This window comes from Desulfosarcina sp., assembly GCF_046496365.1.
In the GTDB taxonomy this organism is placed as follows: Bacteria; Desulfobacterota; Desulfobacteria; order Desulfobacterales; family Desulfosarcinaceae; genus Desulfosarcina.
On record NZ_JAWOHB010000089.1, the window covers coordinates 1 to 5272 of the forward strand.

6 protein-coding genes are annotated in these 5272 nt (G+C 59.2%); 3 read left to right on the forward strand and 3 right to left on the reverse strand.

The window, feature by feature from the left end; translation table 11 throughout:
- The first annotated feature begins 97 nt into the window (after nucleotides 1-97).
- Complete coding sequence (locus R6V78_RS07235) at nucleotides 98-376, forward strand: integration host factor subunit alpha (RefSeq protein WP_410288666.1); 279 nt, start codon at nucleotides 98-100, stop codon at nucleotides 374-376.
- 237 nt (nucleotides 377-613) lie between these two features.
- Here R6V78_RS07235 and R6V78_RS07240 read toward each other — a convergent pair whose 3' ends face one another.
- The gene (locus tag R6V78_RS07240; protein ID WP_410288667.1) at nucleotides 614-982 is read right to left on the reverse strand and encodes a hypothetical protein; all 369 of its coding nucleotides are present in this window, start codon (nucleotides 980-982) and stop codon (nucleotides 614-616) included.
- A gap of 345 nt (nucleotides 983-1327) precedes the next feature.
- On the opposite strand from R6V78_RS07240, the gene map reads away from it, so the two are divergent.
- Entirely contained in the window at nucleotides 1328-2218 is an 891-nt protein-coding gene (gene map / locus R6V78_RS07245; protein ID WP_410288668.1) for a type I methionyl aminopeptidase, read from the forward strand.
- A 41-nt stretch (nucleotides 2219-2259) separates the two neighbouring features.
- Here map and R6V78_RS07250 read toward each other — a convergent pair whose 3' ends face one another.
- Complete coding sequence (locus tag R6V78_RS07250) at nucleotides 2260-3129, reverse strand: rhomboid family intramembrane serine protease (protein ID WP_410288669.1); 870 nt, start codon at nucleotides 3127-3129, stop codon at nucleotides 2260-2262.
- 162 nt (nucleotides 3130-3291) lie between these two features.
- Entirely contained in the window at nucleotides 3292-3621 is a 330-nt protein-coding gene (locus R6V78_RS07255; RefSeq protein WP_410288670.1) for a hypothetical protein, read from the reverse strand.
- Between the two features lie 434 nt (nucleotides 3622-4055).
- Between R6V78_RS07255 and R6V78_RS07260 the strand changes: the two genes are divergently transcribed.
- Nucleotides 4056-5272, forward strand: a 1217-nt coding sequence (locus tag R6V78_RS07260; protein WP_410288671.1) for an SDR family NAD(P)-dependent oxidoreductase, incomplete at its 3' end; no start/stop codon positions are given.

The window sequence follows — 5272 nt, forward strand, 5'->3', positions numbered from 1 at the left end:
GCAGGTGATCGGGAAGCGATCCACCACCGGTTCCGAATGCAGCACCAGTCAACCTGAACTATGAATGTGTTACAAAAACTCAGAGGGAGCAAGCAGCATGAGTCTGACAAAAGCGCAAATTGTAGAAAACATTCAGGATCAAACCGGACTCACCAAAATCAAAGCGACCGAGACAGTTGAAACCCTTCTTGAGATCATCAAAGCGTCCCTGTCGACCGGGGAGAATGTTCTGGTCAGTGGTTTCGGAAAGTTTTGCGTCAAGGAAAAAAAACAGCGCAAAGGCAGGAACCCGGCCACGGGCAATGAGATGATGCTGGATGAGCGCCGGGTGGTCACATTTAAATGTTCAGGGAAATTGCGCGACAAGATCAACTGATACCCATTGCCGCGGGTCTGCCAATCCCCTGCTGTGTGAAAGAAAGGGTATGAACGCAAAAGGGGCGACCGCTGGGAGCAATCCCAACTTTGAACCGGCCCGAGGTTGCATCAATTTCCCCTTACTCCCCTGTTTTCTGACCCCTTGATACCAGCTTTCCGAGGCAATCGCGTTCTGGCGGTTCAGGCCTCTGCTAAATGAGCAGGGGGTCCATGGTCTGGTTGGGTGGCATGGCTGTCAGCCGGGGTAGGGTTTGCCGCACGCCTTGCAGCGTCCATCTGGTCCCACGACCCCGATGCAGTTTCCATCGACGCAAAGGGTCCGTTCCTCCCAGACAGCATCATTTTCCGGGGCATCCGCAGCGGCCTGGCCCTCAACCCCCGATTCAGCATTCACACCGCTGCTTTCCGCTGTGATCGGCTGATCATCGGGTGAATCGTCTGCGCCTTGATCGGCCGTTGCGGGGTCGGCCACAGGCAAAGGCCGCTCTCCATCATAGGGCAGACCGCACACCTTACAGCGGCCGTCGGCACCAATAATTCCGATGCAGTTGCCGTCACTGCACAAGATGCGCTGATCCCAGTCATTGTCCGAATTAACCACCATCCCATCCGCCTCCTGTCACGATCTGAATTGGTTGACGGCGAAAAACGCGCCCCAGGAAAAATTCGCGGCAACTGACCGCTTTCGCGGTTCATACCACAAGCGCCACCGTTCTCAAACAGTCAAACCGCAGGCGCCATGAAAAAAAAGCTAAAGGAAATAGGGCCGCTGCCGATAAGATACTTGCGTGCAAAACCAAACATGCACGCGACGCCTCTCCTCTTCCTCGAAAAAGGGCGGCCCAACAGGCCGCCTTTTTTTTATTGACACGCAACCCGCGCACCCTGATTATTAAGCCTGTGGGAAGGCACACCACCGTGCCGGCATCCAAAACACAGGAAACCGATTGTGAAAAACAGAAGCGATCCCGGGAAAATCAGCCGAAACGCCCTCTGCCCCTGCGGCAGTGGGGAGAAATACAAGCGTTGCTGCCTCAACAAACCCGATTCAGCCCAGGCAACGGATCTGCAATACGCCGGAAAACATCACATCCGGATTAAAACCCCCGAGCAGATCGAAGGCATAAGGCGCACCGGCCAGCTGGTCATAGAGACACTCGATCTGGTGACCCCACACATCCGGCCGGGCACGACCACCGATGCAATCAACACCATCGTTCACGATTTCACCGTCGCGCGCGGCGCGATCCCCGCACCGTTGAATTACCGGGGATTCCCCAAAAGCGTGTGTGTGAGCATCAACGAAGTGATCTGCCACGGAATCCCAGGCGATCGCGCGTTGAAGGACGGCGATATCGTCAACGTGGATGTCACTTCCATCCTGAACGGCTATTATGCCGATGCCAGCAAAACGTTTTGTGTGGGCACGCCCAGTGCCGACTGCCGAAAAATCGTGGATGTGTCCCGGCGATGCCTGGCCGAAGGCATGGCGGCGGTGAGGCCGGGCAGCACCGTCGGCGATATCGGCTATGCGATACAGGCTTACGCCGAGGGGCAGGGCTGTTCGGTGGTGCGCGAGTTTGTGGGCCATGGCGTTGGCGTGGAATTTCACGAAGCGCCGCAGATCCCCCATTACGGCAGACCGGGTACAGGGGTGCGGCTGTTGCCGGGCATGGTGTTCACGATCGAACCGATGGTGAACCTGGGCAGGAAAGAACTGGTTGTCCTCGACGACGGATGGACGGCGGTCACCAAGGACGGCTCCCTCTCGGCCCAGTTCGAACAGACCCTGCTGGTCACCGCAACCGGTTTTGAAAGCCTCACGCCTTACCCGCTGTAGCCTGGTATTCGCCAAGCCCCGTGGATGCTTCACCGCGCCGACTACCCCGTCATCCCCCGGATCCAGGCTGACAGGAGTACGCTTGCGGCGATGGCGCCGCACAACACCTGTGCTTTCCTTGCGGGCGGATGCTTCATCCACAGCCGATAGGCACCGCCGGTCAGCACGCCCCAGAGGAATCCGAACAGGTGGGCGCCCAGGTCGCTCCGGGGGCTGGTTCCCAGAAAGGCCAGCAGCGCCATACCCGCACCCAGTACCAGGACCATTCGCTTCCAACCCTTGCCGGTCCTGGCGGCATCGACCGCCTGAAACGCACACAGGCTGCCAATGGCACCAAAAACGGCTGTAGAAGCACCAACCGACAGGTGTCCGGTTGCATAGGCCCATGCATTCATCAGGTTGCCGAGGATGCCGCAGGCCAGGATCATCAACCATCCGACACCGGTGCCGGTGACGACGCATACGGCGCCGCCGAAAATCGCCATGCCCGCCATGTTTCCGGCGAGATGGGCGGCATCGGCATGCAGCAAGAGGGCCGTGGCGCAGCGGTATGCCTCGCCATTCAGAATGCGGCGCGCATTGGCCCCGAATACAGCCAAATAGTCCTCCGGCGCAGTGCTGGCGAAAACGGCCAGGTGAATGGACAGCAGCAGAAGGGCTGCGGCAATGCCGGAAAGGTTTTTGGAAAGGGGGGGATTGCTGCGGGGGGCCGGTACATCCTCCCGGGTGTCCGGATTCTCGGCCTGATAGCGATGAATGACCTCCCGGGCCCTTTCGATGTGGATCGGAGGCACTTCGATGCGCAATCCATCCTGGTCAACGATCACCCGATTTCCAATACCGGACGCGTTCAGGACCAGGCTGAAGGTATTGGCCTGCTCCTGGTCGAGGTGTGAAAAAATCGTTATCATCGCAACCCTGAGTGGATGCCGGCGCCTGGGGTGGTTTGCGGCGGCGTCCGCAGGCAGCACCGGTGCGCTTCAGGCGAATGCCACAACGGCAGGAACAGGGACAATACCGATAAGATCGAGGGCGAAAACAAAACGGCCCCATGCCGCATGCAATCCCGCGGATCAAAAATCCTTCATATCATCATCTGCCTCGTCTTCATCGAAGTCATCACCGCTTTTCGCGGTTTCTTCATCGGTTTCAGCCAGACGCGCCTCGGCGGCACGAACCAGCGCATCCTCCCGGGCCTTTTTCCTTCTTTGGGCCACTTCCAGTTCATAGGTTTGTTTGGCGGCTTCGACCGCCTGGCGGGCCAGTTTCTCGCCCCCCAGCTGCAGATAGTCCACAACCGTCTTAATCAGCGCCTCATCCTTTTTCAGATCTACGGGAATCCGCCTCAGGACGCGTTTGAATGAACCCATCTGTTCACTGGGAACTTCGATGTCGTCGATCATGAATCGCTCCTTGTATCTATTGGGGTGGCCGCATTATAAGACCCTTGTTAAAAAAGTAAAGCGATTCGCCAACAGGCTTGGTTTTCCGCTTGGCGGTTCAGCCTGTCCCATCGGCACGCCAGCATTTCGCTGTGGGTAGGCCTGCAAAAAAAACCGTTGACAGGCCCTGACCGCTTGCTGGATTATCCATCGACCGATGGAAGCATAAATTGGAATCATCCAGACGGTTTTTAAGCCGCCCCCGGGTAAAACCGCCCCATGCCTCCAGCCTTTGAAAAAACAAGCCAGCATCCGAACGCCAACACGGCCAGGATATTGGCAGCCGCCCGGCGGCTGTTCGGCGAATTTGGGTTCAATGCAGCCTGAACCAAGGGAATGGCGGCCCCTGCGGCCGTGGCTGGCCAACTCACCCAAGCAGACAAGGAGGGACCATCATGGCCCTTGACATGGATGCCATCGGTAAACCCATCGGCCCCATGCAGCGGGACTACACCTGGAAGGACGCAGTCCTGTATGCGCTGGGAGTCGGTGCGGGGTTTTCCGAACTGGACTACTGCTACGAAAAAAACCTGAAGGTCATCCCCAGCTTTTCCATCGCCATGATCTTCGATTTCCTCTCACAGGCGGCCATCGCCTCCGGGGTGAACCTGGCGGGCATTCTCCACGGGGAGCAGGAATTGATCTTCCACAACCCCATCCCCCCTGAAGGCTCCCTGGTCACCACCGGAAAAATTGTAGACTACTACGACAAGGGTGCCGACAAAGGCGCCCTCATCGTCGCCGAGAGCGAAACCGTCGACACCCGCGGGAAAAAGTTGTTCACCAACATCGTCACCATCTTCGGGCGCCTGGACGGCGGCTTCGGCGGGAGAGACCGCCAGAAGGTCCCCGTGGAATTTCCCGACCGGGAACCCGATTTCGTTGTGGATGCAACCCCTTGCGCGGATCAGCCCCTGCTCTACCGGCTTTCCGGAGACATCTTTTACCTTCACGTGGATCCGGAATTCGCCAGGATGTCCGGATTCGACAAGCCCATCATGCACGGGCTGTGCACCCACGGGTTCGCCTGCCGGGCCCTGATCGCCGCCCTGGTGCCGGGCCGCCCCGAACGGGTGCGCCGGCTGACCTGCCGTTTTTCAAAACCGCTCTATCCGGGCGTTCCCATCAAGACGCTGATCTGGAAGACCGTCGACGGCAAGGCGGTCTGGCGCACCATCAATGCCGAGAACGGCCAGGTTGTCATGGACAACGGTCAATTCGAATATGGCGACATTCCCAGGGATGAAATCCGCTTCGACGGCCGGGTGGCCGTGGTCACCGGTGCCGGCGGCGGGCTGGGACGGGTCTATGCCCTGGATCTGGCCAGCCGGGGGGCGAAGGTGGTGGTCAACGACCTCGGCGGTGCCCGCAACGGCGCCGGCGGCGGTGACCGTTCGCCGGCGGACCGGGTGGTGGAAGCGATCAAAGCAATGGGCGGCCAGGCCGTGGCCAACTATGACAGCGTTGCCACCGTCGAAGGGGGCGCCAACATCATCCAGACCGCCCTGGACGCCTTCGGCACCGTGGACATCCTGATCAACAACGCCGGCATCCTGCGGGACAGGAGCTTCGCCAAGATGGAACCGGACGTCTGGGACGCCGTCATGGCCGT

Bases quoted from the DNA above. Each gene is read 5' to 3' on its own strand.
- R6V78_RS07235 (WP_410288666.1), top strand. From the start codon at position 98: ATGAGTCTGACAAAAGCGCAAATTGTAGAAAACATTCAGGATCAAACC.
- R6V78_RS07240 (WP_410288667.1), bottom strand. From the start codon at position 982: ATGGTGGTTAATTCGGACAATGACTGGGATCAGCGCATCTTGTGCAGT.
- R6V78_RS07250 (WP_410288669.1), bottom strand. From the start codon at position 3,129: ATGATAACGATTTTTTCACACCTCGACCAGGAGCAGGCCAATACCTTC.
- R6V78_RS07255 (WP_410288670.1), bottom strand. From the start codon at position 3,621: ATGATCGACGACATCGAAGTTCCCAGTGAACAGATGGGTTCATTCAAA.